This is a genomic window from Pseudoalteromonas sp. 2CM39R, assembly GCF_023161845.1.
On the sequence record NZ_JALNTM010000010.1, the window covers coordinates 160,862 to 186,727 of the forward strand.

A 25,866-nucleotide genomic window follows, 5' to 3' on the forward strand; every position below is an offset into this window, starting at 1 on the left:
CCTTATTGATTCTCTTGCTTAGTGGTAACTTTCTCGATGCGTTTTTCAAATTCACCTTTAATCACTCGGTCAATATAGATACCCGGCGTGTGAATTTGGCTTGGCTCCAGCTCACCTGGCTCAACAATTTCTTCAACTTCAAGAACCGTAATTTTGCCTGCGGTTGCAGCCATCGGATTAAAGTTCATTGCCGTATGACGATAAATGCAGTTACCGTAGCGATCTGCTTTCCACGCTTTAACTATCGCAAAGTCGCCAGTAATGCTTGGCTCTAATAAATAATCGCGACCATTAATATTGCGGGTTTCTTTACCGTCAGCCACCGGTGTACCGACACCCGTTGCGGTATAAAATGCAGGAATACCCGCACCACCAGCTCGCATTTTTTCAGCTAAAGTGCCTTGCGGTGTGAGCTCAACTTCAAGTTCACCATTTAATAACTGCTGCTCAAATAACGCGTTTTCACCAACGTAAGAGGCAACCATCTTGCTGATTTGCTTGTCTTCAAGTAGCACTCCTAAACCAAAACCATCAACGCCACAGTTATTCGATACCACTGTTAAACCACGGGTGCCTTGATGTTTAATTTGCGCAATTAGTCCTTCAGGAATACCGCATAAACCAAAACCACCGGCTATCACTGTCATGCCATCTTCAAGGCCAGCCATCGCTTCGCTATAACTTGTAACTACTTTATCAAAACCTGCCATTGGCTCCTCCTATTGTGCAGTCCAACCGCCATCAATGGCGATTGCTTGGGCGGTAATATTGCGTGCTGCATCGGCCATTAAAAAGCTAACGGTATGCAGGATCTCATCTAAGCCGATAAATGCTTTTTTTGGCATCGGTGCTAGCATAATCGTGTCGATCACTTGTTGCTCAGAAATGCCATGCTCTTTGGCTTGCGAGGCAATTTGTTGCTCCACAAGCGGCGTTTTTACATACGCTGGGCACACGGTATTAATCGTGATATTGGCATCGCCAGTTTCAAGTGCCATGGTTTTAGCAAAGCCGATTAAGCCATGTTTTGCAGCGATATAAGCCGACTTATATTTAGACGCCACCATGGCATGGATTGAACCAATATTAATGATGCGACCAAAATCTTGCTCACGCATGCGAGGGAGTACGGCCTTGGTCATCATCGCCGGGCCAACGAGCATAACTTGCTGTAAGAACTGCCATTTATCAGCCGGGAAATCTTCAAGCTTTGCCACGTGCTGAATACCCGCATTATTAATAAGTACATCAATTGGCTGATTAAGCTCAGTGAAAAACTGCTCTATTGCATCACTATCTGCCACATTAAGCGCATACCCTTCGGCGCTACCACCTTGCTCAACAATGCCTGCCGCCGCTTGTTGTGCAGCTTGCTGATTTAAATCAGTCACAATAATAGTGTGACCTTGCATCGCCAGTTGCTGGGCAACATATAGACCGATACCACTGGCTGCACCGGTAATTAAAACTGTTTTGCTCATCGGGCTACTCCTCTAAAAACTCACTGATAAGCTGCGCTTTAGGGGCGATTGAGAAAATACCATCAAGGTGTCCCCAGCCCCCTTCAATTTCTGAAATCTCAACGTCTTTACCTGCCGCTTTCATGGTGTCAAACACAGTACGCATGTTTTCAGGGCGAAGCAGTAAGTCGTTCGTTGCGGGTAGTAATAATGTTTTGGCAGAGACATTTTTAAGTGCCGTTGTTAAATCACTTTGCATGCCAGCGGTAAATAGTTGTGATGCCCGGACCAAATAAAGTACATGGTTGGCATCTTGCGTTTTCGCTCGTGCCATTGCACGTTGAGCGAGTACTTGGTTTAACTTAGGCAAAGTGCGAATATCTTTTAATGCACCTTCATCCAATACATTAAAGTCAGGGAAGCTCGCGTTATAAATAATTGGATGCATCGCATCTTGTGTAATATTAAGCATGGTTGCCGCTAAGCCATCTAACGGGCGCTCTTTACCGTAGTAATTACCTTGCTGCCAGTTTTTATCTAAACGAATTGGTAACGCCCATTTTTCAAGTGCCGCGACTGTCCATGCATCCATGGTTGCAGCGCCAATCACATGAATTAAACGCTCTACTTTATCTGGGTAACGTGTTGCCCACTCAAGTGCTTGAAACGAGCCCATTGATGCGCCCATCACAGCATGTAATTTAGTGATACCTAGGCTGTCGAGTAAGCGCTTTTGCACATTCACAAAGTCAGTAATCGTAACCACAGGAAAATCTAAGCCATAAGGTTTGCCTGTTTTTGGATTAGTTGATGCAGGGCCTGTGGTGATTACATTTTCATCATGCCAGTTGGCATTCACTAAGGTATCTGAGCTAATCACATAATATTTATTCGTATCGATAGCTTTACCTGGGCCGATAATCGCATCCCAATAACCCGGTAGGGCGTCATCCGCTTTATATTTACCTGCGGCATGAGAAGTACCAGAGAAATAATGAGTGATTAAAATCACGTTATCTTTATTGGCGTTTAGTTTTCCGTAACTTTCCCAGCCAATATCCACTTGCTCTAAAGTCACACCAGACACAGTGGTAAAATCTTTTGTCGTAAAATGCTGTTTTTCCACCAGCATGGTGTCGGCTTTGTTTGCAGCGCCAAAGGCAGTGCTACTAAATACAACCAGCCATAGCAAAATTATTAATTTGGTTTTCATTGCTGTTCCTTAAAAGATAATAAAGAGTCCAAGTGCCAATGCGACACCGATAAGCGGAATAACCGCTGTCAGAGCTGCCATTGACCAATACGCTCGTTGATGCGTTTCTTTACAGATAGCGCGTATTGTTGTGACCACATAACCATTATGCGGCAAGGTATCGAGGGCTCCAGAACTAATCGCCACTACTCGGTGCAGTTGTTCAGGGTTTACACCCATGTCTAAATAACCTGGTGCGACAAGTGGTAATGCAATGGCTTGTCCGCCAGAAGCAGAGCCAGTTAAACCAGCAATCACACTGACCGCAACCGCAGCACCAACCAACTCATTCCCCGGCATATGAGTCATCACATCGACAGCGGCGGTAAATGCCGGTGATACTTTCGCCACAGCGCCAAAACCAACCACAGCAGCGGTATTACCGATTGCTACTAAAGCGCCGGTTGTACCAACATTAATAGCGTTGCCCATATCGTGAAAATGCTTAAAGTTAATAATCACAATACTCAGTACACCACCAAGTAAGGCAACAATAAGCGCTGTTTGCTGTAGTACATCATGTAGCGTAAATGATAAAAGCAGCACTACGATCAGCGGGATCACACCCGTAATTGGATGCGGACGACGACGCTCAATAATGACAGGGTCATCATCACGCGCTTCAAAGGTTTCGCCATTAGCAACGGCCTTTTTGATCATCTTGTTTAACCAAAAGTAACCTGCTGTCGCCATAAAAATAGCCACGACTAAGCTCACTTCCCATGCCGCATAGGGTGACGTACCAAGGTGCTTAACTGGGATCCAGTTTTGAATTTCTGGCGAGCCTGCCGAGGTCATGGTAAAGGTCACCGAACCAAATGCCAGCGTTGCTGGAATAAAGCGGCGCGGTAAGTTTGCATCTTTAAACAGACTTAATGCCATTGGATAGACAGAAAACGCAACAATAAAGACGCTCACGCCACCGTAGGTTAAAACAGCACAGGCAATCACAACCGCAAGAACGGCGTGCTTCATACCTAGTTTACCCACAATGTAGCTCGCAACACTGTCTGCAGCACCGGTGTCTTCCATGAACTTACCGAATAAAGAACCCAGTAAGAACATAAAGAACCACGCACTTAAGAAGCCTGCAAAGCCATCCATATAGGCGTTAATAAAGTTTGTATCTGCCGATACAGGGAAAATGGCCATGCCACTACTAAGTGCAACTAACAGTGCACAGATTGGCGCAGCGATAAATAAATTTACCCCACGCAGCGTTAAAATGATCAGCAGTATTAAACCGCCTAACAGTCCTATCATGCTCAGCATAGACATTCCTATAATTATTGTTATTACACAGATGAGGTGACATCGGAATAATGCTTTCAGTCTTACCCTAAGCGTTAAAAAAATACATAACACTAAGGTACTATCTGTTTTAAAAATAGCTTAATTGCTTGATAAATAAAGGGCTGTGGCGGGTATAGCACTATGGTACTAATTCAATTTCTGCAACTATCTTCTACATTAATTGACAGGTGACACGGGCAAATCTTATTAAGTCTTCGGCAACATCAATGTGAGTGGCCATAAGACTAATGACAACAATAACAAGGAATACAACATGATAAAGCTTAACCCAAAAGTCGCGCCACTTACTCTGGCTGTATCACTTGCTTTGGCAGGTGTCAGTGCTCAAGCGGCAGAACAAGCCGAACCTGCAGCAAAAAAAGGTGAACTTGAACGTATTCAGGTAACAGCACGTAAAACTGTTGAAAACCTGCAAGAAGTTCCTGTTACTGTAACCTCAGTGGGTGCTGAAGAACTGGCAGAAAATGGCATCGTCGTTATGACCGAAGTTCAGCAGTTCTCGCCAAATACCACCCTGCAAGCAAGCCGTGGTACTAACTCTACAATTACCGCGTTTATTCGTGGTGTAGGTCAGCAAGATCCTCTTTGGGGGTATGAGCCAGGCGTAGGTATTTATATTGATGATGTCTACCTTGCTCGTCCACAAGGTGCCGTGCTTGACCTTCTTGATGTGCAACAAATCGAAGTATTACGCGGCCCACAAGGGACGCTTTACGGTAAAAATACCATAGGTGGTGCGATTAAATATGTCACCAAAGAAATGAGCGGTGATGCTACCTTAAATATTCAAGGCACTGTTGGTAGCTATAACCAGAAAGATTTAAAAATCACCGGCCAATTACCAATTGTTGACGAAAAACTTTACGTTGGTTTTGGTTTTGCAACGTTAAATCGTGACGGCTTTGGCGAGTTTTTAACATCGGCTCTTGATAACCAAGACCGCGAAAACTACAACAAAGACGTAACCGCAGCACGCGTTACACTCGAATACACTCCGACTGACGACTTATTCTTCCGTTTCGCGTGGGATAAAACAGAAGACAAATCAAACGCAAAAGGTGGTTACCGTTTACTACCAAGTATTCTTACTGATGCACCAGTTCCAGACAGCGTGTATGACTCTTACACCAGCTTACCAACATGGAACAAAGTTGAACTAGAAGGCTATAGCCTAACTGCTCGTTGGGATATGACTGACAGCACTAGCATTAAATATATTGGTTCAAGCCGTGAGAGCTACTCACCAACGAATATCGACTTTGATAACACGTCAATTCAAATTTTCGATGTACCTGCTATTTACGATGATGAGCAAACCACTCATGAGTTACAGCTAAATCATCAAGGTGATAACTACAAACTGGTTTCGGGTCTTTACTACTATGATGGTGAATCTTGCGGTCAATTTGAGGCTATTTTAGGTATCTTAGGTCAAAGCCTAGGTGCTCCGGGTCTGACTCGTGAAGTAAGCGGTTGTAGTAACTCAAACAGTAAAGCAGCGTATATCCAAAGCTCAATTGATTTAACCGATAAATGGTCAATGACACTCGGCGCGCGTTACACCAAAGACAAAAAAGAAGCACAGGTTAACAATGGCCTAATCTTTGATATTGTTTACCCTGAGTCAGGTTGGGTGCCAGGTTATACTCGCCCAGAAGGCCAACTGGTTCCAACAGTACTCGATGATGAAGAAGAATGGTCACGCTTCACACCACGTGCAGGTGTTGAATACCAATACAATCGTGACATCATGTTCTTTGCAAGTTATGCGCAAGGCTTTAAGTCAGGTACTTTCAACCCACGTGCAACGACTGCAGAGCCAGCAGCAAAACCAGAAATCGTTGATTCATTCGAAATCGGTATGAAGAGTGAGTGGAACAACAACTTACGTGCAAACGTCACTTTATTCACCCTTGACCATAAAGACCGTCAATATATTTCGGTATTACCGGGCGATAGCGCTGCAGATCTGAACCAACGCTTAGGTAACATTGGTGAGTCAACATCAGATGGTATTGAGCTTGAGCTTAACTATGTTGCAACAGAATCACTCAGCTTTGATGCATCAGTGGGTTACATCGATAGTAGCTTCGATAACGTAATTGATTACGACCCAGAAACCGGTGAAGCATTCGATAAATCAGACCGCTTTACGGTATCAAACACACCTGATTTAACCTTTAACCTGGGTGCAACGTACCGTATGTACACAGAAATGGGTGACTTTGTTGTCAATGGTAACTACTACCACAGAGGCGACTACGCGCTATTCGAAGAAGATAGCCTATTAACGCAAGATGCTTACGGTATCTTTAATATGGGTATCACTTGGTACAGCACTGATGGTCACTGGACTGCAGGTCTTTACGGTAAAAACTTAACGGATGAAGAGTACATGATTGGTGGTTACCAATTCGTGGCACCTGATCCAACAGACCCAACTGATATCAGCAAATACACCCCAGGTTTAGGTGGTGATAATACCCTGATTGGTTACTACGGCGACCCTCGCACTGTAGCCTTCACTGTTGGTTACCGTTTCTAAAATAGAATCTAAATCCTTGTGTGAGAAAGGTTTGTCTGAAACTTCCCTTCAGGCAAACCTTGTTTCAAAGCGCAAAATCACTTATAACATAACGCATTGGAGAATCGAGGGAATGTCTTTAGCTGTGAACACCATAATCGCCGATGATCACCCGTTATTTAGAAGTGCGCTGCGTCAAGCTGCCGCGACATCAGTGCCTGAAGAACATATTAAAGAAACCAGTGACATTGATGGTTTGTTTGCACTGTTAAGCGCTCACCCTGAGATTGAATTAATATTTTTAGACCTTACGATCCCAGGTGCAAATGGCCTACAAGCCCTTTCGCAACTGCGTAACCACTACCCTGATATCTTAGTGATCATGGTCTCAGCCAATGAGACACCCGCCATAATCAAACAAGCTATGAGCCTTGGTGCTGCTGGCTATATTCCTAAGTCATCTTCTTTAGATGTCATCAGTGAAGCAATTAGCCATGTACTCAACGGCGACACTTGGTTACCACCTGAAGTGGATTTAACCGATGTGGTGATCAACGACGAACAAAGCGAATTTGCTCGTAACCTTGAAAAACTAACCCCCCAGCAATACCGCGTACTAGCGATGATTGCCGACGGTTTATTGAATAAACAAATCGCCTTTGAAATGTCGATTCAAGAAACCACAATCAAACAACATGTATCAGCGATTTTACGCAAACTCAATGTTTATAACCGTACTCAAGCGGGCATTTTGTTTAATCAGCTTTCGCAGGTTGGCAAAATCGAAGAAAGCTAATTTAAACATTCACTCCCAGTTTTAAAACTCGCTTTCCCAGTAGTGGGAAAAGCTCACGTTCTAAAAAAACAATAAGTTATTATTTTTCAACACTTTAACTTTTGGCACAAAACTCGCCTTAGCTATTCCATGATTATTTATATTTCTCAGTATCATGGATTTAGACAGCACACTAAAACGCAAACCTCAGCAATCAAAAGCTAAAAAATGGCTGGCTGGTGCAGCTATTGGCGTATCGGCTCTTGGCGCTTTAATGGTGTATCAATGGGCGACACCCACTGTGGTTGCTGCAAGCCAACTGCAAATAGCAACCGTAGAACAAGCCGATTTTGTGGTAAAAATACGTGGCTTTGGTCGTTTAAAGCCAAAGTATCAACGTTATTTAACCAATAACGACACCGCAATGGTCGAAGCTATCCATGTATACCCCGGCACTATCGTTAAAAAAGACACAGTGATTTTAAGCCTCGTCAACCCACAGCAAGCGCAGCGTTTATCGGTCGCTCGGCTAGAACTTGCTCGCCAAAAAGCCAGTGTTAATGAGCAAAGAATTAACCAGCAAAGTGAACTACTTGAGCGCCAAGCAAATCTCGCCATATTAAAAAGTGAGCTGCAAAGTGCAGAGCTTAGAGTCGATGCTGAAAGCAAACTGATCGAGCAAGGGATTGTTTCAAGCCTCGATTACAAACGAAGCATGCTAAACGTTGCACAGCTTACAGAGCGCGTAAGTATCGAGCAGCAACGCCTTGCACAGCTTAAAGAAATGCACTTACAACGTAGCAAAATACAGCAAGAACTATTAAGCCAATTTGAGCTTAATTATCAGGTTGAGCAACGCGCTTTTGATCAGCTGCAAATAACGGCAGGTATAGATGGCATGCTACAAGAATTGAATGTTGAACTTGGCCAAAATCTCGTGCCCGGTACCCGCCTTGCGGTGGTTGGCTCAAATAAAGCACTCAAAGCAGAGCTAAGCGTTAAGCAAGCAGATGCCGAAAAAGTGGCACTCAATATGGCAGCGAAAGTAAACACCTTTAGCCAAGCAGATCACGGTGAAGTTGATGCCAAAGTCACCCGAATTGACCCTATTGTAACCGATGGTCGAGTCATTATCGAACTTGATTTACAAGGCACATTGCCTGCGAATGCCCGCCCAGATTTAAGCATTGAAGGCTATGTGGTTAGCAACATTATTCCCGATGCATTAACCATTAACGTGCCACAAAAGGCGCAAGCAAATAGCGAAGCCACGCTATTTAAACTTAATCCAAATACCCAGTTAGCAACGCCAACCAATATCGAATTTGGTACACTCAGTGACAATCAAATTCAACTTTTGAGCGGTGCCACCGTGGGCGAACAGCTGATCATTTCAGACCTTTCTAAATGGCAGCATTTGGCAACAATAAAAATCGAACAGGACAGTTTATGAAAACCAATACGCTTATCTCATTAAACAAAATCGCCAAAGTTTATCGCGGCCAAAATGTTGAAACCTATGCATTAAAAGACATCAGCCTGAATATTAACCAAGGTGACTATATCTGCATTAGCGGCCCATCTGGCTGTGGTAAATCGACGTTGCTGTCATTATTAGGCTTACTCGATAGCCCAACTGCTGGCGACTATTTCATTAAAGAAGTCGACACAAAAACCCTCGATATGGATCAGCAAGCTGAACTTAGAAACCTTCACATTGGTTTTATATTTCAGTCGTTTAACCTAATTGATGAATTATCGGTGTTTGACAACGTAGCACTGCCGCTCACTTATCGAGAGCCAGCCATGAGCCCGAGCGAAATAGAGCTTGCGGTAAAACAGGCCCTTGATGAAGTTGAAATGGGCCACCGCTCTCAGCACAAACCAAACCAATTATCTGGTGGTCAGCAACAGCGTATTGCCATTGCCCGTGCACTGGCTGGCAAGCCAAGCATTTTATTGGTGGATGAGCCAACTGGTAACTTAGATTCAAAAAATGGTGATGCCGTCATGGACTTGCTTGATGAGCTGAATAAAAAAGGCACCACGATTTGCATGGTAACCCATGATTTACGTTATGCCGGACGTGCTAAAACGCAACTTAAATTGCTAGATGGTGAAATTGTTTCCTACTCTGAAGCTCGCCAAGCACCTAGCAGCGACAATACTGAGCATGCACTTGAAAGCGCTGAGGTGATGTAATGAAATTAACCAAAACACGCGCCCAATTAAGCTTAGCGTGGGCATCATTAATGAATGCACCGGGCTTTGTCACTGCAGTTATCGCAACACTTGCTTTAACATTGGCCACCTTGTTTGTGGTGCTTAGCCTTGTTAACAGCTACTTTTTAAAGCCCCTTGATGTGTACGATGAAAGCCGCATGGTAGTGGTTGAGCAATCACTTACCTATGATGACTACGATGCCACCGGCTTTCAAAGCTATCAGTCGATGGTGCATTGGCTTAAGCATAACCAAAGCTTTGAACAAAGTATGATGATCAATGCGGGTGAGCAAATCTTTGCAAACCTTGATGGCGAACCGAAAGAACCAGTGCTGTATGTTGGCGGCAACTATTTTGACTTATTAAACACGCCATTTTTAATGGGACAAGGTTTTGATCTTGGAGAAACGCTGGAAACTCCTGATGACCGCGTTGTTATATCTGCCAATTTTTGGCGCAAGCATTACAACAGCGACCCGAACATTATTGGTAAAACACTTTCAGTCATGGCGGGTGAAACCGATTATGTTCACCGTATCGTGGGTGTTGTTGATGATTCATTCAGCCCACCTTACATGTTTAAAGCAAGTGATGTTGAGGTATGGTTTCCATCAAGTGCGGACCGTCGTTTCTTTCACAATGACGATTGGCAAAGCCCATGGACAAACACTTTTAAAAACCTAAAACTGATTGCAGTTTTAAAGCCTGGGGTCACCATAGATCAAGTTAAAGTCGATTTAAAACAGCAAATTGATACGGTTAAATCGGAGTGGCTAAACAATGGCGGTATCACCGATGTAAAACCTGAAGTAACCCCGTATCGTGATGTTGAGCTGGGTAATAACGATGACTTAAGCTTAATGATGTTAGCCGGTGCAGTAGGGCTACTAATTATTGCAGTACTTAATGTAAGCACTTTATTCTTCTCGCGCGCTCTTGCTCAACATAAAACCCTCGCTTTGCAGGCGGTGTTAGGTGCAAAACGCAGCACATTATTTAAAAGTATCTTTTTACAGTCACTGATTTTAATGACCTTATCGGTAAGCATTGCGCTGTTTTTATCGGTATGGGGCATACGTTTATTTAAAGTACTAGCAGAAGGGCGTTTACCACTGGTTAATAGCTTGGCCGTGGATAGCACGTTGGTCATTGTTGCCATCATACTTTGTATTGCTCTTGCTTATATTTTCTCTGTAATTACAGCGCGTTTGGTAAATTACAAAACCCTAAATACGCAAATGCAGAACAGTGGTAAAGGCGGAGTTTCGCAGGTATCAGGTCGTACAGTGCGTATTTTAATTGGCTCACAAATGTTTGTTGCCGCGTTGCTCGTTAGCTTTTCAGTGATGGTAGTGAGTAAAGCCATGGGCACGATAAACCGTCCGCTCGGCAGTGATACCGAAAACCTATATTTTGCCAACCTATTCCAGCCAAATAATCAAATGTCATTGGCAGAGCGCTACGAACATATGCTGCAATACAAGCAGGTTTTGCTTGATAGCCAAGGTATTGATGATGTTGCCCTGGGTCACAGCCCTGTTTCGCAAAGACAAAACGCCAACACCTTGACTGATGTAAACGGTAAAAGCTCCGTTTTCTTCCCTAGTCAGTGGGTAGGGCCTGATTACTTTGCTTTAGTTAACACCAAAATTCTCGCTGGCCACACTTTTAGTGAACAAGCTATACGCGGTGAAACCAACGAGATACTGGTATCAGTCAGCGTGGCAGAGAACTTATTACCAGGCCAAGACTATCGAAATATCATCGGCAAGAGCTACCAAGGCTTAGAAGAAAAGATGTATGAAGTGGTGGGTGTAACCGAAGACTTTAATCACCCTAAATACTACGATGAGTCGTTTGGTCGTCACATTTGGTGGCCTGCGACACCGTATAGCTACATGTTTACTATCAAAGCTTCTGAAGGCGTTAAGCTGACTAACAAACAAATACTTAATACGCTAAAAGAAAAGAACAGCGACTTAACCATGTGGCAATTTAATGACCTGCAACAAGAGTACGATAATTTACTGTATATGAGCCGACTGACCGTGGTTCTGTGTAGTACCTTAGCGCTATTTACTCTATTATTAGCAGCAATCGGTATTTTTGGGGTACTGAGCTACAATCTGGGTCTGCGCCGTTATGAGTTTGGTATTCGTATGGCATTAGGTGCGAAAAAAGCACGCTTATTCAAGCTGATGAGTGTTGAAGCTATTATCCCTGTGCTCATTGGTTTTGCGGTTGCTCTCGCCGCGGTAATGGTGGGTTTTTACATGTTACAAGGACAGCTAATGTCTTGGCTGATACTTGATGTAAGACTGCAATTACTCGCTTGGAGTATTACCTTATGTATTGCGCTATTCGCTTGCTTTAGACCTTTGGTTTTACTGCTTAAAGCAAAACCTATGGCCGCACTACGTAACGATTAACAGCACAAAATGGTGGCTTAAATTTAAGCCACCTCAACAGGATAATAAGAAAACATCATGGACAAAATCTTAGTCATAGACGATCAAGCTGATGTACGTCTGGCTGCTACTGTTGCATTACAACAATTAGGCTTACACTGCCTTGAGGCCGAAGGCCCTGAACATGCCCTTGAATTATTAAAATCGGAGCACATTAGCCTGATTTTGCTTGATATGAACTACAAGCTCGACACGACCTCAGGTGAAGAAGGGTTACGCTTTTTAAAGCAACTAAATCAATTAGGTTCGACCATACCTGTCATTGTGATGACCGCATGGGCCAGCATTGACGTCGCTGTTAAAGCCATGCAATTAGGGGCAGTCGACTTTGTTGAAAAGCCATGGAATAACTTACGCTTAACCGCCGTTGTACAACAACAACTCAAGCTCAAGCAAAGTAATCACGATAACGCGTGCTTAAAGGCGCTTACCAGTGACACACAAGCACATTACATAGCTCAATCAGAAATCATGCAGCTGTTGCTTGCCAAAGCTGAGCGCGCAGCTAAAACCGATGCCAGCATTTTAATTACCGGCGAAAATGGCACTGGCAAAAGCTTATTGGCACATTATATCCACCAGCACTCGCTCAGAGCTGATAAACGCTATGTAAGCGTGAATGTTGGCGCCATTGCCCCGACGCTATTCGAAAGTGAATTATTTGGCCATAAGAAAGGCTCTTTTACTGATGCCAAAGAAGACCGCCTAGGGCGTTTTGAAATTGCCGAAGGCGGCACCCTATTTTTAGATGAAATTGCGACTTTAAGCCTTGAGCTACAAAGTAAAATGCTTCGTGTACTAGAAAGCAAAGAATTTGAAGTACTAGGCTCAAGCCAAACCAAAACCGCCAATGTTCGCATTATTTCTGCCACCAATAGCGAATTAGCTACGGCTATTGAGCAGGGTGAGTTCCGCCGTGATTTATTATTTAGACTCAATACCATTGAACTGCACATTCCACCGCTTCGTGACAGAAAAGACGACATCGCTCCCTTGGCAGAACACTTATTGTTGGTGCATGGTAAAAAATATCAACGCGCGAATATGGCGCTCAGTGATGACGCCCTAAAGGCGCTAAAAAATTACAGTTGGCCTGGTAATATTCGTGAGCTAAGCCATTGTATTGAACGCGCGGTGATCATGAGCGATAACAACAATATTCAAGCCAATGACCTCATTTTAGATCAACCAAGTTGCGAGCAAACAAATAGCAATGCCGAACAGGCTTTGCCACTATTGCCCCTTGAAGAGCTTGAAAAACAGATGATTCAAAAAGCACTGCTGCAATTTAATGGCAATGTTATCGCCGCAGGAGAATTTTTAGGGTTAAGCAAATCGGCGATTTATCGTCGCATTGATAAACATCAGCTCGATTTAAAAGAAGTCGAACGCTAAATGAGTAACAAGTTGTCGTTAGAGCAGCGTGTTCGACGCTATTTTTATATGCTTATAGCGGTGCTATTAACGCTTGGTATTGCCCTTTCGCTCAGCTTAAAACTAGATTGGTTTGCTAGTATCAGCCTATTATTGCCATTTATCGGGATAAGCGCTTTTGCTTTAATTAAAAGCTACCGTGCGATCACCGATGTGGTTGAACGCTTTGGCCTGCAACTAGATGCATTGGCAAATGACGAAAGTAATAGTTGGCATTTAGCGTCTTATCAAAGTGGACGAGTCGCAGCGCTTAAGCAAGATTTTGCCAAGCTCAGCAATAAAATAGCCAAGAACAAACGCCATTATATGCAAACAGAAGAGTTTGTTTTTGAGTTTGCCAGCATGCTGGACTTACCCATCGTTATACTAGACCCCCATGGCTTAATTTACTTTAGTAATAAGGCGTTTAAAAATAGTATTAGCCATCGCCAGATTGAAGGTAAATCGGCCAGCGACTTAGGTATTGCTCTGCATGATGGCGAATGGCAACAAAACAGCGACTCACTGTTTAAACAACGCTTTCAAATCTCATCGCAGACTTTTTGGCGGACCGGCAGAAACTTTGAATTACTAACCTTCTTTTCAATTGAGCAACAGCTTCGCGATAACGAACAACTTGTTTGGCAACGGTTAATTCGCGTGTTAAATCATGAAGTGCGTAACTCACTCACGCCGATTTATTCAATGAGTCAGTCATTGCAAACCCTTAAGCGCCAAGGACAAATTAGCAGTCACGATGATCTCGCCCTAGATATGCTGCAAGTTATAGAAAAGCGCGCTCAACACTTGCTTGATTTTGTAGCCAGTTATAGTGCGTTTGCCAAGCTACCACCTGCACAAAAGCAGGCAATCAGTAGCGAGCAATTAAACACTCGTTTAAGTGCTATCTTTCCTGAACTAGTGATAAATAGCAGCGAAGAGTTACATATTAATGCCGACTTCGGCCAGCTAGAACAAGCATTGATCAACCTGATAAAAAATGCCTTTGAAGCAGGCAGCAATTCTGCCCCTACCCTCACTTGGTCAAGGCAGGGTGATAACTTAAATATTGCAATTAGCGACCAAGGTTGTGGTATTCAAAACCCCGATAACTTGTTCGTACCATTTTACTCAACCAAAGCAAATGGCACAGGAATAGGACTTGTGATCACCCGAGAACTTGTGCGCAACCAAGGTTTTGAGTTATCGATAAATTCAAAACCCCAGCAAGGCACACAAGCTACAATTACAGTGCCCAGCTAACTTATTTTACAAATGTCGCTTTCACACGCTTAGATAACAGCATGTAAGGTCCCCAGATCACAGCTTGAATAAGGCCTCTGATAATCATAGCTCTAACTTCATCGTCGAACACATCGACATCGGGCACAATTAAACTAACCGCATAGGCATCGAGAGCAATAAACGCTAATCCACCAAATAATATTGCTAAGTACCAACTTACAAACGCTTTCTTATGCTTAAAAAACAACACGATTAAATAGAGCGAAGCTAAAAATAATGCTGCATTAAAAGCCATTTCAATGATTAGTAAAGGCTCCCAAAGCGGATGATACATATCACCAAATTGCGACGTTAAACGTTGCCACATCTCGGTCGTGAAAATGGGTTTAAAGGTATTAATTGATTCGATAAATACTCTAAAAGGGCTGATCACTACACCTATCGCCACAAGAATGAGCCAACCTTTTATGCCAACTAAGTCATCATTTACGGAGCTTTTAGCTTCTGGTGTTTCGATTTGGTTTTGTTGTTTTGCTTCTTCCATGAGTTGTCCTTTTTATTTTTATTTCTTCTACTATACGCTTATTTTTTAATAAAATTCACAAAAACAACAGATTGTTGCGCTTTCAGAAAAACCACGCTATGTTTATTTTTTAAACTACGGAAGGTTATAAAAATGAAAAACGCTATAAAACCCATCGTATTAGCAACATCACTTATTCTAGTTTCAGCCTGTAATTCAACGGCTCCTATTAATAAAACAGCAGCGACAGCCATAAACCAAGAAAAATTTAGCCAATTTCATCAGTACGATGAAAAATCAAATATCACCCTTGAGTACACTGACTACGGGCAAATATTAAATGCCTCGGTGATTGATTTAGGTATGTCTGACCGCTATCGCATTTCACAAAACACAACCAAAATTGGCACCCGGTTGTCGTCGAATCCAAAACCGTCGACCGCAACAGAAGCAAACCGCTTTTATTATGATTCGTACAAAAAGAACCCTCAGATGAAGCAAGACTTGCAAATAGTGCAAGAAAATATGGCCGACCTGCCAAACAAAATTAATTTAAGTAACTTACCAAAATCAGAGTTGCTCGCTTACTGGCTCAATCTTTATAACGTGACGGTGCTCAATGAGTTAGTGCAGCAGTACCCTGTTAAGAACCTGACCAAGTTATTAAATGAAGAACCAAGTTTTTTTGATAAGCCACGCTTTAACTTTAACGGTAACCAGTATTCATTAAACGACATTGAGTACAACATTGTTGCACCGCTATTTAACAATGACCCGCTATTAATATATGGCTACTACCGTGGCTACATTGGCAGCCCAAATTTGCTTGACCACCCATATACAGCAAAAAATGTGTTTGCAGCCCTGACCACCAATGCGGTGCAGTTTGTTAATTCAAACCGCGGTAGTGTGATAGGTAACCATAGCACTCGTGTTTCTTCGTTATACCTTGAAAAGAAAAACTACTTTCCTAACTTTGAAGAAGATTTAGCTGATCACCTTCAATCGTTAGTAATTCAAGAGCCAGATAAAGACCAAGTTGTAAAAAACCTCTCTTTTAGTATCGATAACTACGATATTACCGACATTCTAGGTACCGATGTTGAATATGGTGGAGGTAATGCAGTTGTTGTCGATCCGAGTATTGTAGCAGAGGGCTTTGATAATAACTTTGTTACTTATGGTGCAAACTTAACTAAAGAAGTCGGCCATGTAAGCCCGTTACGCCGCGAGATTTTGCAAAAAATCACGCAAAAATACTATGAAGCAAATACTCGCGTTGAAATAAAAGACTTACCAGCTAAAGAGTCTGAAGATAAATAATATAAACCTAAAGCGGCTCGCTATGAGCCGCTTTAATACCCCCTTAAATACCCAACTAAAACACTTAGCAAAACCGCAATAGCCAACTTTAAGTCTTATTATTTCTGTGTTAATTACCTGGATATTGCCAATTTAAAGCAAAAGTAATATGTTTATTTTTTGTACTAAGGAAGGTGATAAAAATGAAAAGCGCTATAAAGACCACCACATTAACAACATCACTTATTTTGATAACGGCCTGTAATTCAACGGCACCTAGTAATAAAACAGCCATAACAGCAATTAACCAAGAAAAATTTAGCCAATTTCATCAGTATGATGCAAACTCAAACATTACTCTTGATTACGCTGGCTATGGGCAAATATTAAGTGCTTCGGTCATTGATTTAGGCATGTCTGACCGCTACCGCATCACCTCACACACCACGACGATTGGTACACATTTATCATCCAACCCTAAACCTTCAACAGCAACAGAAGCAAACCGCTTTTATTATGATTCATATAAAGACAATCCTAAAATGAGGCAAGCCTTGCAGGTCATACAAAAAAATATGGCCGACCTGCCAAATAAGATTAACTTGAGTAACTTGCCAAAGTCTGAACTGCTTGCTTACTGGTTCAATCTTTATAACGTGACGGTACTCAATGAGTTAGTCCAGCAGTACCCAGTAAAAAACTTATCTAAGCTAATAAACGAAGAGCCAAGTTTTTTTGATAAGCCACGCTTTAATTTTAACGGTAATCAATATTCATTGAACGATATAGAGTACAACATTGTTGCACCGCTATTTAACAATGACCCGCTATTAATATATGGCTATTACCGTGGTTATATTGGTAGCCCAAATTTACTTAACTACCCATATACAGCAAAAAATGTATTTACCGCCCTGACTAACAATGCAGTGCAATTTGTAAATTCAAATCGAGGCAGTGTTATTGATACTCATAGCACACGTGTTTCTTCGTTATACCTTGAAAAGAAAAACTATTTCCCTAACTTTGAAGAAGACTTAACTGACCATCTTCAATCATTAGTTATTCAAGAACCAGATAAAGACCAAGTTGTGCAAAACCTCTCTTTTAGTATCGATAATTACGATATTACCGATATTTTAGGTACCGATGTTGCTTATGGTGGAGGTAATGCAGTTGTTGTCGATCCTAGTATTGTGGCACTGGGCTGGGATAAAACATTTACGACCTATGGTAACCACTTAACTAAAGCTGGCACTGTAAGCACATTGCGCCGCGAGACTTTGAAAAAAATCACGCAAAAATACTATGAAGTAAATAGTCGCGTTGAAATAAAAGACTTACCAGCTAAAGAGTCTGAAGAAAAATAATCGTTTTTGTACTAAGGAAAGTGATAGATGAATAGTGTTTTCACCTCAGCTCTATTAGCTGTTTCTATTCTTATATTAGCGGGCTGTAAAGCAACAGAGCCTGTAAATAAAACAACCATTACAGACAATAACCAAGAGAAGTTCAGTCTATTTCATCAATATGATGAAAGCTCCACAATCACTCTTGATTACAGCGATTATGCTAAAATACTTGATGCATCGGCCATCAATTTAGGCATGTCTGACCGCTACAATATCTCTAGTAACACAGGGCAAATTGGTACGCGAATAGCGAGAAACCCAAAACCTTCCACTGCTACTGAGTCTAATCGTTTTTTCTATACTTCTTACCAAGACAACCCTCACATGAAGCAGGTTTTGCAGCAAGTACAAGAAAAAATGGCTAATATTCCTAACACTATTAATTTAGCAACACTTTCAAAAGCTGAGCAGCTCGCCTACTGGCTTAATTTATATAGTGTCACTGTAATTAATGCATTAGTTCAGCAGTATCCGGTACAAAACATATTAAGATTACTAAAGGGCAAAGATAACTTTTTTGATAAGTCTCGCTTTACCTTTAATGGCAATCAATACTCTCTTAATGATATTGAATACAACATAGTCGCACCACTATTTAACAATGATCCACTTATTATGTACGGTTTTTATCGCGGCTACATTGGTGGCCCAAGCCTAGTTACATATCCTTTTACCGCAAAAAACGTTTACCCAACACTCAAAGCAAATGCCCTGCAATTTGTAAACTCTAACCGAGGTGTTGTCATTAGGGGTCACGCAACATATGTCTCATCACTTTACCTCGAAAAACAAAACTACTTTCCAAACTTTGAAGAAGATCTGACTGACCACCTCCTTTCGTTGTTAGTTAATCAACCTGCTGATCAACAGGTTATTAGTAGATTGTCTTTGAGTATAAGTAATTACAATATCACCGACATTATAGGTAGCGACCCACAATATGGGGGCGGTACCTCTACAGTTAATGACCCGAGTATTGTGGCCGATGGCTTCAGTGATAGTTTTGAAAGAAGCGGGGCTAATTACGTTAAGCAAATAGGTCACGTAAGTAGGCTTCGACTTGAGATTTTGAAAAAAATTGCCCAACGATATTTTGAAGAAAAAGGCAGAGTAACAATCACTGACTTACCTAATAAAGAAAGCACTGAAAACTAGCGCTTATTAAGCATTGGACCTAAAAAGAAGCATTTATATTGAATTTTATTTGGCTCATGCCGTGAAATTCAGTAATTTGTCATATAAAACTAAACGTAATTAGAAAATAACAATGAAATGGATGCACTTACAACTTAAGGTACTGGCTGTTTTTTTATTCTTTGTGAGCTGCTTTGCTGCCGCAGAAGAGTATCAGGTTGCACCCGCAGCTAACTGGGTAAAACACCATGAGTTACTTACCCCTGAGATACCTCGAGACCAAATACGAGACGGGACTTTCTACCTAATGCTCGACACTCAGCTTCAGGTATCTGAGCAAGCCCCACAGCAACGCTTTAATCGCACCGTAATGCAAGCGGTCAATCAGTCTGGGGTTGATTATATAAGCCAGCTGAATATTGATTTTGACCCAAATTATCAATCTCTTACGCTCAATAGTTTAGGCATTATTCGTGACGGCCAATATATAGATAAACTAAATAGTGCCGAGCTTCAGGTGTTACAGCGCGAGACCGACTTAGCAAGTCGTATATACAATGGCACCTTAAGCCTAAATATCATTATTGATGATATGCGGGTCATGGATATTTTAGATTACAGCTATACGGTTTCGGGCAGTAACCCGGTTTATCAACACTTCAGCACCATGCGTACACTGAACTGGTCTGTGCCGATAGTGCAGCAATTTATGCGGGTAAAGTGGCAAAAGCCTACGCCCTTATATATCAACTTTATGAATGGCGAGTCGCCAGTTACTAAAACCAAGTTAGATACGGGTTTTGACTACCAGATTAGCCAACACAATGAGCCGACCCTTAGCTCTGCAAGCGAAGTACCGCATTGGTATTCGCCTTATAAAGAGGTGTATTTTTCTGAAGTAAATAATTGGCAAGAGGTAGTCAATTGGTCGTTACCTTTGTACCAATCTGCCATAGAAGTGAGCCCTGCTATTGAAACAATTGCTCGTCAAATTAAGTTTCAACATGCCGATTTAGAGTCTCAAATTGTGGCTGCCCTGCGCTTTAGCCAAGACGAAGTACGTTATTTGGGCCTAGAAATGGGCACTAACTCGCACCAGCCTACTCCTGCATCAGAAACTTTGGCACTGCGCTATGGCGACTGTAAAGACAAAACCGTCTTGCTCATTTCTTTACTTAAAGCACTCGGCGTAGAGGCTCACCCTGCTTTAGTTAACACTGAAGACAGAAAACGTACTGCTAGCTTACCGGTCTCTCCTAGCTTATTTGACCATGTCATTGTCACCTTAGAGCACCAAGGTAAACGCTATTGGCTTGATCCGACCATTTCGTATCAGCGCGGCGATTTAGCACATTTAGCTCAACCGAACTACGATGTCGCGTTAATAATAAAGCAAGGTGAAACAGGCTTTACAGATATGTTCACAGAGCCTGCCCTAAAACGCGTTCAGGTTTTTGATAATTATCAAATCCCAGAAGGTATTAATGAGCCAGTTAGTTTTTCAACTCAATATAAATACGGCGACTTTGAAGCAATTAACCGCCGCAGTTCAATCGCTAAAAACAGCTTAAAAAGCATAGAAGATGATTACCGCGAATATTATCAAGATACCTACAAAGGCTTACAAACAGCCAAACCTATGCTGGTTGAATCTCCAAAGGACACCGGTCAGCTAATTACCAATGAGTACTATACTATTGATGACTTTTGGCGACCTGAGGGTAATGATTTTCAAAACGACTTTTACGCCAGTGAAATTCAAAACTCAGTTTATAAGCCAGAACAGCGGGAGCGTAACAATGCACCAATGTGGTTTCGTTACCCAAATAATATCGAAACAACCATAAAGGTTACGTTTACGGATACTAATTGGCAGTTTGATGATGAGCAGGTCACGATCGACAACCCATTTTTTCATTTTGAAAAACGCGTGACATTTAAAGATTCTGTATTGACCTTATACTTTGATTACAGTGCTAAGCAGGATCATATTCCAGCCGATCAAATAGACCTTTACCTAAGCGAGCGCAAAAAACTCAATAACGCGACCCATTTCGGCATCATTAAATACGGCACAAATAGCTCAACAACCACACCCGCGGATGATGAAACCAACTGGTATAGCGTTTTTATTTTAAGTTACTTGGCGGCAATCATCTTTTTCATCGCGGCTTGGCGTATAGAAGCAAGTAACCGCCCAGTTTTTGCTGAGCAACAGTTCTACCCTGTCAGTAACAGTAAGTTTGTTATTTACAGCTTATTGAGCTTAGGAATATTCATTCACTACTGGAGCTATCGCAACTGGAAAGCGATAAAAGAGCAGCAACAAAGCCATATTATGCCGATTGCTCGAGGGATATTCGCACCACTGTTTTTTATTCCGTTGTTACTTGAACTTTGCAAGCACAGCGAACAAACCTTTGGCAAAAATAAGATCATGCCCGTCGCGGTTGGGTTCGTGTTATGGCTGGCGATTATCATTTCTGAAGTCGTAAGCTATAACTGGGAATATGGTAGTTGGCTGTTTTTAGTTATACCTATTCTATGGTTGCCACTGGTTAATTACATTCAAAACCTCAAGCAACCAGAACAGGCTCTTGAGTACCACTCTCAGTGGCGAGCGAGGCAGGTTATCATTTCGATATTCATGCTGCCTTGGTTATTTTATGGCTTAATTTATGAGCTATATTTGTTGCCAAGCTCAACCATAGTAACCGGCGATAAGCTTTGGTCCTATCAAGTTAACTTTCTAAAAAGAAAAGAAATTATTCCTGCCAGCGAGAATGTGCACTATTTTTATAGTGACGCATTTTTCGATTTTAAAACTGATGGAAACGGCATCACAGAAAACACTATTTTTAGTTACTGGGAAAATGAGCAAGGTGTGCTCGAAAAAGATCAGCGCCGCTTTAGTGACATTAAAGAGATCAACGTTGATTATGCTAAAAGCGCCCTACTAACCACCACAGTAACAGTAATCGACCACAATGGTGATGAAATGCTGTTATTTTTGAGCCATGAAGATGACTTAGATAAGAAGTTTGTCGCTGAGGTAGAGCGCTTAATTAAAGCCAATACCCCAGCAACTGAGCAAAACGCAGATTAAGTCAGTCGCTTAATCATGCGTTTTAAGGCGGGCGCTTTCAGAGGCTTATAAAGCAATGGATAGCCCGCATCGAGCACTAACTCGCGTATCCCCTCATCATGATTCGCGGTATTCACTATGGCAGGTAAGCGTGTTAGTGCCGCTTGTTCAATCACTTCAAGGCCAGTTACCCCATCATCAAGCTGATAATCAATGATCAACAATTGCGGTAGGGCTTGGTTTGCCTTTAGCTGCTCAAGCTCCGCTAAGTTAGTGGCTGTTGAAATTTCACAGCCCCAATTTTCGAGTAGCTGCTTTAATGCCTCTAACACGTTGCGGTCGTTATCAAGCAACCAAATACGCAATTGCCCCAGCTCGGTTTCTTGTGATGCCTCAGCACCTTTCGCTTGCGCTGGCGCAACACTCACTTTACAAGGCAGAGTGAGGGTAAATTGCGTGCCTTTACCAAGTTCAGACCCCATCACTAGCGGTATTTTAAGTAAGTCACATATACGTTTAGTGATTGCCAACCCTAAGCCTAACCCCTCGGCGCTTGGTTTTGCACCAAGCTGTTTAAACTCTTGGAAAATAGTTTGTTGATCGCTCGATGCAATACCAATCCCTGTGTCTTCAACAATAAAGGATACATGGTCGTCGTCGTACTGCATTTTTAAGCGCACTTCACCTTGCTCGGTATAACGAATCGCATTACTCAAAAGGTTACGCAGCACTCGTCGCAGCAGCGCTTTGTCGGTATGCAAGCGAACATCGCAGGTTTCAATAATAAACTTTAAGCCTTTTTCGCGGGCAAGGGCTTCGTAGTCATTACGCAATGGTTCAACCAAGGAGCTGGCAGCAAACTCGCTCATTTGTACTTTAAACGAGCCCGAATCGAGCTTGGTTAACTCTAAAATACTCGATAACAACTCTTCGGCGCTGCCCAATGAATTCTTAATATTCATCGCCAGCTCTTTAAGTTCGGTATCTTGGGCTTTTTCATTCATTAAAGAACAAAACAAGCTCGCAGCATTGAAAGGTTGCAGTAAATCATGGCTGGCAGCGGCAAAAAAGCGCGTTTTACTGACCGTTGCTTGCTCCGCCACTTGCTTTGCCATCGACAACTCTTGGTTTGCTTGAGTCAATGCCAAGGTGCGGGCTGCGACTTTTTCTTCAAGGCTAACATTGGCTTCTGTTAACGCTTTTTGTTGCTTTACGAACTCGGTAATGTCGGTATAGGTTGTTACAAAGCCGCCACCTGGCAGTGGGTTACCTTGCATTTCAAACACGCGACCATCATTGTGCGAGCGCTGGTATTTATAAGCGCTGCCTTGGCGTAAATAGGCTAAGCGTTTTTCAACTTCGCTGGTCATACTCTCGCCGCTAAATAAGCCACGCTCGGCATTAAAACGAATAATGTCGGCAACCGGGCGGCCTATGTAAAGCGCATCATCTGGGTAGGCGAACATGTTTTTGTAGCCTTGGTTCCAAGCTACCAAGCGCAGCTCACTATCAACTACACTGATCCCTTGTTGAATGTTTTCGATTGTTGATTGCAGTAAGTCACGATTAAATTTAAGTACTTGGCTTGCTTCATCAACAAACTCGGCAACCTGCTCTAGAGGCTGGCGCTGCTCATTTTTCGCTACATCTAAAATAAGCCGTGCCGATGCGCCGCCGATCACCGCAGACATCTCGCGCTCAACTAATAGCTCTAACTCAACATTGGCAGGGCGCTTCCACTTACTTTTATCATCCGGAAAGTAATGATTTACCAAAGACTGTGCCGCTTCTTTTTCGGCAAATCGTTGCAATAGCGCACCTAGGTCATGGTAGCTCAAAGGCTGTAGATGATTGCTTACCTTCGAATCATTCAGCTGCGAAACAAACTTATTGCTTTGCAAGCGTTCAGCTAAGGTTGCACGACTAAATAGCGGCACTAAGAAATACACTAAACAGTTCGCACCTAGCGATAGCAATAAAGCTTGGCTAATGCTTTCCATGCCTAATGAGAATAAATCAGTTGGTGCTAACCAGCTTATTCCCCACGGTCCATCCACAAGCCATAAGCTATCGCTTCCTAAACCTCCGGCGATATTCGGCAGTAAAAGTGTATAACCCCAAATAATAAAACCGCTTAAAATCCCTAATTGCGCACCGCGACACGATGCTTGTCGCCACCATAAGCCAATGATCATGGCCGGCGAAAATTGCGCGACTAAGGTGAACGACATCAAACCCACATTGGCAAGGGTTGTACTTTCGCCTAGCACTCGGTGAGTGAAGTAGCTTAGCAATAAAATCAATACGATAACGATTTTACGCGCATGTAGTAGGTTGTTTTTATCGAGCCCGCGACTACTCGATGTAAGTTGCGAGCGGCGTAAAATAAACTGGTTAATAAAGTCATTAGTGATCATCACTGAAAGCACAATTGATGACACTATCACCATACTGGTTGCCGCTGAAAAGCCACCTAAAAAGGCTAATAACGCCACAAAGGCATCATCAGCTGCCATAGGTAAAGCCAATACAAAGGTGTCGTAGCCGACTTCTTGACCTTGAAAGTAAATTAATCCAGCGTATGCAATCGGTAGAATAAACAGGTTAATAAGTAATAGGTAAATCGGAAATAGCCACCGTGCCGAGGCCAGCTCTTTATCGTTATTTTTTTCGATAAAGCTCATATGGAATTGTCTTGGCAAACATAAGGTCGCCAAAATACCAAGCAAAGTATGAGCAACATACACATATGTAGGACTTTGCGTTGCAGCCACTTGCTGATCAATATTTAGGTCATGCGCTTTTTCAAACAGTGCCACTGGGCTGTCGAATAGAGCAAAGCACACATACAAACCCACCGCTAAAAACGCCAACAACTTAACCACAGATTCAAAGGCAATACTGGCAATCAAACCTGGGTTGTGCTCACTGGGTTTTAACCGCCTCGCGCCGAATAAAATAGCAAACAGTGCCAATACAATCGTGATGTAAAAAGTACTATCGGCCCATACCTCATGGCTTTGTGTGGCAGCGCGATCGGTAAGTAAGTTGATACTTTGTGCAGTTGCACTTAGCTGTAAAGAGATATAGGGCACAATGGCAATCACTGAAATCAATGAAATGAGCCCAGACAAGCTCGACGATTGACCATACCGAGTCGCTATGAAATCTGCCATTGAGGTTATTTTTTGCTGCCGACAAATATGCGCTATGCGGCAATAGACTTGCCAGCCAAAAATAAATAGCAAAATAGTACCGGCATAGGTCGGAGCCAACCACCAACCGTTGTAAGCAGCTTGTGCTGTGGTACCAAAAAATGCCCAAGAGGTGCAATACACCCCAAGTGATAAACCATAAGTTAAGCCTTTAAAAGGCAATACTTTTCTTTTATCAGCCCAGCCTGCAACCGCAAATAAAATTGCCAAGTATACAATTGCAAGAAGGCTTATTGACCAAATTGAGAACATCGCATGTGATTATTTTAATTGTTATAGCCCCAGCATAGTTTTTATTGCACGTAATTTACAGCCTAACTTTAGTGCTAATGCATTGTATAACTGAAGTTTAAAAAACAGACACAAAGAAATGAGAATTATTTTCAATTGAGTGTTGACAGACACGTAAATCTAATTGATAATCACTATCAACAAGACGATAAAGTACTTGTTCGGAATAAACTGATTTGTTTCTCGACCCTGAAACACGTGTGGCCCACGATAAAGCTAAGATCGCCTGT

Annotated in this window: 17 protein-coding genes; 11 read left to right on the forward strand and 6 right to left on the reverse strand. The window is 42.4% G+C overall.

Annotated features, from left to right (window positions below):
- Positions 1-2 precede the first annotated feature (2 nt).
- From MTF66_RS21900 to MTF66_RS21915, 4 genes are read right to left on the reverse strand one after another with little or no spacing between them, the layout of a single operon-like run.
- Positions 3-710 carry a CoA transferase subunit A gene (locus tag MTF66_RS21900; RefSeq protein ID WP_119853699.1) on the reverse strand — a complete coding sequence of 236 codons (708 nt, stop codon included), beginning with the start codon at positions 708-710 and terminating at the stop codon, positions 3-5.
- A gap of 9 nt (positions 711-719) precedes the next feature.
- Positions 720-1,481 carry a 3-hydroxybutyrate dehydrogenase gene (locus tag MTF66_RS21905; protein WP_054552326.1) on the reverse strand — a complete coding sequence of 254 codons (762 nt, stop codon included), beginning with the start codon at positions 1,479-1,481 and terminating at the stop codon, positions 720-722.
- A 4-nt stretch (positions 1,482-1,485) separates the two neighbouring features.
- Positions 1,486-2,673: a homoserine O-acetyltransferase gene (locus MTF66_RS21910; RefSeq protein ID WP_063527829.1), complete on the reverse strand. Its 1,188-nt coding sequence runs from the start codon at positions 2,671-2,673 to the stop codon at positions 1,486-1,488.
- Between the two features lie 9 nt (positions 2,674-2,682).
- Complete coding sequence (locus MTF66_RS21915; protein ID WP_054562937.1) at positions 2,683-3,984, reverse strand: GntP family permease; 1,302 nt, start codon at positions 3,982-3,984, stop codon at positions 2,683-2,685.
- Between the two features lie 295 nt (positions 3,985-4,279).
- Between MTF66_RS21915 and MTF66_RS21920 the strand changes: the two genes are divergently transcribed.
- The 7 genes from MTF66_RS21920 (at position 4,280) to MTF66_RS21950 (ending at position 14,692) form a co-directional block, all read left to right on the forward strand.
- Positions 4,280-6,571: a TonB-dependent receptor gene (locus MTF66_RS21920; protein ID WP_248528717.1), complete on the forward strand. Its 2,292-nt coding sequence runs from the start codon at positions 4,280-4,282 to the stop codon at positions 6,569-6,571.
- Between the two features lie 112 nt (positions 6,572-6,683).
- Positions 6,684-7,346, forward strand: coding sequence for a response regulator transcription factor (locus tag MTF66_RS21925; RefSeq protein ID WP_054552322.1), 663 nt, complete (start codon positions 6,684-6,686; stop codon positions 7,344-7,346).
- Between the two features lie 154 nt (positions 7,347-7,500).
- Positions 7,501-8,778, forward strand: coding sequence for an efflux RND transporter periplasmic adaptor subunit (locus tag MTF66_RS21930; protein WP_248528719.1), 1,278 nt, complete (start codon positions 7,501-7,503; stop codon positions 8,776-8,778).
- Complete coding sequence (locus MTF66_RS21935) at positions 8,775-9,527, forward strand: ABC transporter ATP-binding protein (RefSeq protein ID WP_054562941.1); 753 nt, start codon at positions 8,775-8,777, stop codon at positions 9,525-9,527. The genes MTF66_RS21930 and MTF66_RS21935 overlap by 4 nt, the downstream gene beginning before the upstream one ends.
- Entirely contained in the window at positions 9,527-11,977 is a 2,451-nt protein-coding gene (locus MTF66_RS21940) for an ABC transporter permease (protein WP_248528722.1), read from the forward strand. The genes MTF66_RS21935 and MTF66_RS21940 overlap by 1 nt, the downstream gene beginning before the upstream one ends.
- A 57-nt stretch (positions 11,978-12,034) precedes the next feature.
- Positions 12,035-13,411 (forward strand): sigma-54 dependent transcriptional regulator, encoded by a 1,377-nt coding sequence (locus tag MTF66_RS21945; RefSeq protein ID WP_248528725.1) that lies wholly within the window; start codon positions 12,035-12,037, stop codon positions 13,409-13,411.
- The gene (locus tag MTF66_RS21950) at positions 13,412-14,692 is read left to right on the forward strand and encodes a PAS domain-containing sensor histidine kinase (protein ID WP_248528728.1); all 1,281 of its coding nucleotides are present in this window, start codon (positions 13,412-13,414) and stop codon (positions 14,690-14,692) included.
- Between the two features lies 1 nt (position 14,693).
- On the opposite strand, the gene MTF66_RS21955 is transcribed toward MTF66_RS21950, so the two are convergent.
- Positions 14,694-15,218, reverse strand: coding sequence for a DUF2569 domain-containing protein (locus MTF66_RS21955; RefSeq protein WP_248528731.1), 525 nt, complete (start codon positions 15,216-15,218; stop codon positions 14,694-14,696).
- Between the two features lie 132 nt (positions 15,219-15,350).
- On the opposite strand from MTF66_RS21955, the gene MTF66_RS21960 reads away from it, so the two are divergent.
- From MTF66_RS21960 to MTF66_RS21975, 4 genes are all read left to right on the forward strand, one after another.
- The gene (locus MTF66_RS21960) at positions 15,351-16,520 is read left to right on the forward strand and encodes a DUF547 domain-containing protein (protein WP_248528733.1); all 1,170 of its coding nucleotides are present in this window, start codon (positions 15,351-15,353) and stop codon (positions 16,518-16,520) included.
- Between the two features lie 182 nt (positions 16,521-16,702).
- On the forward strand, positions 16,703-17,869 hold the full coding sequence (locus tag MTF66_RS21965) for a DUF547 domain-containing protein (protein WP_248528736.1): 1,167 nt from the start codon (positions 16,703-16,705) through the stop codon (positions 17,867-17,869).
- A gap of 27 nt (positions 17,870-17,896) precedes the next feature.
- Positions 17,897-19,066 carry a DUF547 domain-containing protein gene (locus tag MTF66_RS21970; protein WP_058586083.1) on the forward strand — a complete coding sequence of 390 codons (1,170 nt, stop codon included), beginning with the start codon at positions 17,897-17,899 and terminating at the stop codon, positions 19,064-19,066.
- A 112-nt stretch (positions 19,067-19,178) separates the two neighbouring features.
- Positions 19,179-22,151: a DUF3857 domain-containing transglutaminase family protein gene (locus MTF66_RS21975; protein WP_248528738.1), complete on the forward strand. Its 2,973-nt coding sequence runs from the start codon at positions 19,179-19,181 to the stop codon at positions 22,149-22,151.
- On the opposite strand, the gene MTF66_RS21980 is transcribed toward MTF66_RS21975, so the two are convergent.
- Complete coding sequence (locus MTF66_RS21980; RefSeq protein ID WP_248528741.1) at positions 22,148-25,597, reverse strand: PAS-domain containing protein; 3,450 nt, start codon at positions 25,595-25,597, stop codon at positions 22,148-22,150. The two genes, MTF66_RS21975 and MTF66_RS21980, sit on opposite strands and share 4 nt — an antisense overlap.
- Positions 25,598-25,866: the final 269 nt, after the last annotated feature.

Bases quoted from the DNA above. Each gene is read 5' to 3' on its own strand.
- MTF66_RS21980 (WP_248528741.1), bottom strand. From the start codon at position 25,597: ATGTTCTCAATTTGGTCAATAAGCCTTCTTGCAATTGTATACTTGGCA.
- MTF66_RS21945 (WP_248528725.1), top strand. From the start codon at position 12,035: ATGGACAAAATCTTAGTCATAGACGATCAAGCTGATGTACGTCTGGCT.
- MTF66_RS21905 (WP_054552326.1), bottom strand. From the start codon at position 1,481: ATGAGCAAAACAGTTTTAATTACCGGTGCAGCCAGTGGTATCGGTCTA.
- MTF66_RS21935 (WP_054562941.1), top strand. From the start codon at position 8,775: ATGAAAACCAATACGCTTATCTCATTAAACAAAATCGCCAAAGTTTAT.
- MTF66_RS21970 (WP_058586083.1), top strand. From the start codon at position 17,897: ATGAATAGTGTTTTCACCTCAGCTCTATTAGCTGTTTCTATTCTTATA.
- MTF66_RS21965 (WP_248528736.1), top strand. From the start codon at position 16,703: ATGAAAAGCGCTATAAAGACCACCACATTAACAACATCACTTATTTTG.
- MTF66_RS21930 (WP_248528719.1), top strand. From the start codon at position 7,501: ATGGATTTAGACAGCACACTAAAACGCAAACCTCAGCAATCAAAAGCT.
- MTF66_RS21915 (WP_054562937.1), bottom strand. From the start codon at position 3,984: ATGCTGAGCATGATAGGACTGTTAGGCGGTTTAATACTGCTGATCATT.
- MTF66_RS21925 (WP_054552322.1), top strand. From the start codon at position 6,684: ATGTCTTTAGCTGTGAACACCATAATCGCCGATGATCACCCGTTATTT.
- MTF66_RS21940 (WP_248528722.1), top strand. From the start codon at position 9,527: ATGAAATTAACCAAAACACGCGCCCAATTAAGCTTAGCGTGGGCATCA.
- MTF66_RS21920 (WP_248528717.1), top strand. From the start codon at position 4,280: ATGATAAAGCTTAACCCAAAAGTCGCGCCACTTACTCTGGCTGTATCA.
- MTF66_RS21910 (WP_063527829.1), bottom strand. From the start codon at position 2,673: ATGAAAACCAAATTAATAATTTTGCTATGGCTGGTTGTATTTAGTAGC.
- MTF66_RS21975 (WP_248528738.1), top strand. From the start codon at position 19,179: ATGAAATGGATGCACTTACAACTTAAGGTACTGGCTGTTTTTTTATTC.
- MTF66_RS21950 (WP_248528728.1), top strand. From the start codon at position 13,412: ATGAGTAACAAGTTGTCGTTAGAGCAGCGTGTTCGACGCTATTTTTAT.
- MTF66_RS21960 (WP_248528733.1), top strand. From the start codon at position 15,351: ATGAAAAACGCTATAAAACCCATCGTATTAGCAACATCACTTATTCTA.
- MTF66_RS21900 (WP_119853699.1), bottom strand. From the start codon at position 710: ATGGCAGGTTTTGATAAAGTAGTTACAAGTTATAGCGAAGCGATGGCT.
- MTF66_RS21955 (WP_248528731.1), bottom strand. From the start codon at position 15,218: ATGGAAGAAGCAAAACAACAAAACCAAATCGAAACACCAGAAGCTAAA.